Annotated in this window: 1 protein-coding gene; it reads left to right on the top strand. The window is 68.8% G+C overall.

The features are described from left to right. Positions 1–2,973 (top strand): putative Ig domain-containing protein (locus ALA01S_RS30610; protein WP_174548674.1); only part of this gene is annotated, 2,973 nt, incomplete at both ends.

Here is a 2,973-nt window from a genome sequence, read left to right on the forward strand (position 1 = left end):
CAGCACGACAGTGGCCGACACGACCGATGCGGTGGTGGACAACGTGGCGCCCACGGTGACGGATGCGCACATCGCCATCAGCGGCGCCACGGGCACGGGCGGTATCTACCGCATCGGCGACACGGTTACGGCCATGTGGACCGACACGGTCGCGGGCGACGCCAATGCGGACACTGTCGTCGGCGTGACCTTCGACTTCAGCCAGTTCGGTGGCGGCATGGCGTTTGCGGCGACCAACGGCAACGGTGTGTGGACGGCCACGTACACCATCGTGGCGGGCAGCATCGACGCCATGGGCCGCAACGTGACGGCGACAGTGACGGACAACGCGGGCAACGCCACGACGACGGCGGACACGGGCAACGCCACGGTGGACAACGTGGCGCCCAAGCTGTCCATCAGCAGCGACGTGGCGAGCCTCAAGGCCGGTGAGACGGCCACCATCACGTTCACCTTCAGCGAGGATCCGGGTGCCGGCTTCACGCTGGGCAACGTCTTGGTCGAAGGCGGCACGCTGAGCGCGATCAGCGGCACGGGACTCACGCGCACCGCAATCTTCACGCCCAATACCGGCATGGCCAGCGGCGTGGCCGGCATCACGGTGTCTGTTGGCGGCTACAGCGACTTTGCCGGCAACGCTGGTGCTTCGGCCGCCTTGCCCACCTTGAGCATGGACACCCTGGCCCCCGCGGCACCGGTGTTGACCTCCACGTCGCCGACCAATGCCACCGCGCCGTTGCTGCGCGGCACGGCGGAGGCCGGCAGCACGGTGGACGTCACCGTGGGTGGCGCCACCTTCCGTGTCACTGCCGGCAGCGACGGCCAGTGGACGCTGGATACGGCCGACGCACGGCTCATCACCCAGGGCCATTTCAAGCTGGGTGCCGATGGTGTGAAGGACGTGCTGCTGCGCAGCACCGATGCCGCGGGCAACAGCAGCGAGGACAGCAGCAAGTTCACGCTGGACACGACGGCGCCCACCGCTCCGACCGCGCTGCCGCTGATAGGCGGTGGCGCAACGGACGAGGATTGGCGCATCAACGGTTCCTGGGCTGCCCTCGCGGGCAGCGCCGACGCCGACGCCACGGTGACCGTGGACTGGGGCGATGGCGGGCCGATGGCCGTCGCCCTGCGCGAGGGCAGCGACTGGAGCGTGGACCGCCGCGACCTGGCCGAGGGCACCTACACCGTCACGGTGACCGCCACTGACGCCGCCGGTAACAGCACCCGCACGGTGCACACGCTGGTGGTGGACTGGACGTCGCCGACCGTGACTGCGGGCGCCATTCGGCTTTCCGGCGCCACCGGCACGAACGGTACTTTCCGCATCGGCGACACGGTGGTCGCCACTTGGGACAACTCCGCCACCGGTGACCACAACACCGAGGTCGTGTCGGCCGTGCTCATGGACTTCAGCGCCTTCGGCGGCGATCGGTTCGCGCAGGCCACGCTGGTCGATGGCCGGTGGACGGCGAGTTACACCATCGTGAGCGGCCTCAACGAGCAGTCCGACGCCCAGGTGCAGGTCACGGCCTGGGACCTGGCCGGCAATGCCGGTTGGGCCTCCCGCGCGGCCGCGGTGGACAACTTCCCGCCGGTGCTCTCCGACACGCATGTGTCGCTGGACGGGGCCACCGGCACGGGCGGCGCCTTCAAGATCGGCGATGTGGTTACGGTTTCGTGGACGCAGGGCGGCAGAGTGCCGGGTTTGGCGCTGGGTGCCGACGGTAGCGCGTATGTGGTGGTGGACTTTGCCGCCTTCGGCGGCGCACAGGTGGCCGCCACCTACGCCGATGGCGTATGGACCGCGCGCTACACCATCGTCGACGGCCGCATCGAGTCCGAGGGCTGCAGCGTCGCCATTGCCGTCACGGACACGGGCGGCAACGTGACCAAGGGCGAATTTGCCTTTGAGCCGGCCGTGGACAACGTGCGGCCCGTGCCGGTGACGCCCAGCCTGACGGTGGCCGAGAACGCGGCTGGTGGTCACCTCATTGGCGACCTTTCCGTGCCTGGGGCCGTGCGTTACGAGCTGGTGGACTACCTGGAAGGCAACTTCGAGATCGATCCGCAAACCGGCATGCTCAGCGTGTCGATTGCGCCGGCCTTGGATCACGAGCTGGCCGCCGAGCACTTCCTCACCGTGCGGCTGACTGACGCCGCGGGCAACACCGCCGATGCCCTGATCAGGATCGCGGTGAGCGACGTCAACGAGGTGCCGGTGCCGGTTGACGATACCGCCGAGGCCGCCGAAGCCGGTGGCGTGGCCAACGCCGCGCCGGGCGTGGATCCGCGCGGGAACGTGCTTGCGAACGACACGGACCCGGATGCCGGCGACACGCTGCAGGTGGTGTCGGTGCGCGCCAGCGACGGCGCCAAGTCCCTCCAGGTGAAGGTAGGCAGCAGCGCGGACGCCGGCGGCGTCGTGGTTCAGGGCCGCTACGGCAGCTTGATCATTGGTGCCGACGGCTCCTACGTCTACCGCGTGGACAACGCCAATGCGGACGTGCAGGCACTGCGCGCCGGCAGCGAACCCTTGACCGACGAGTTCCTCTACCAGATGGCCGACAGCGGCGGCATGAGCCCGGCCGGTGAAGTGGCGCTGACCGTGTCCATCAGCGGGGCCAACGACGAGCCCTTGCGCAGCCAGCTCATCGGCGAGCAGTTCGCCACCCAGGGAGCCGACTTCAGCTTCACCGTGGCAGAGGACACCTTTGCTGACGTCGATGAGGGCGACAGCCTGACCTGGTCAGCCGAGCTGATCGACGGTTCTGCGCTGCCATCCTGGTTGAGCTTCGACGCCGAAAGCCACACTTTCTTTGGCACGCCGGCCAACGGCGACGTGGGCGAGCTGCAGGTGCGGGTGACGGTGAGCGACACCGCCGGTGCAAACGTGTACGGCGACTTCACGCTTGCCGTGGCCAACGCCAACGACGATCCCACGGGCGGCGTCTACATCGGCGGCACGGCCGT

Origin of the sequence: Azohydromonas lata NBRC 102462 (assembly GCF_001571085.1) — a bacterium.
GTDB classification, from domain to species: Bacteria; Pseudomonadota; Gammaproteobacteria; order Burkholderiales; family Burkholderiaceae_C; genus Azohydromonas; species Azohydromonas lata.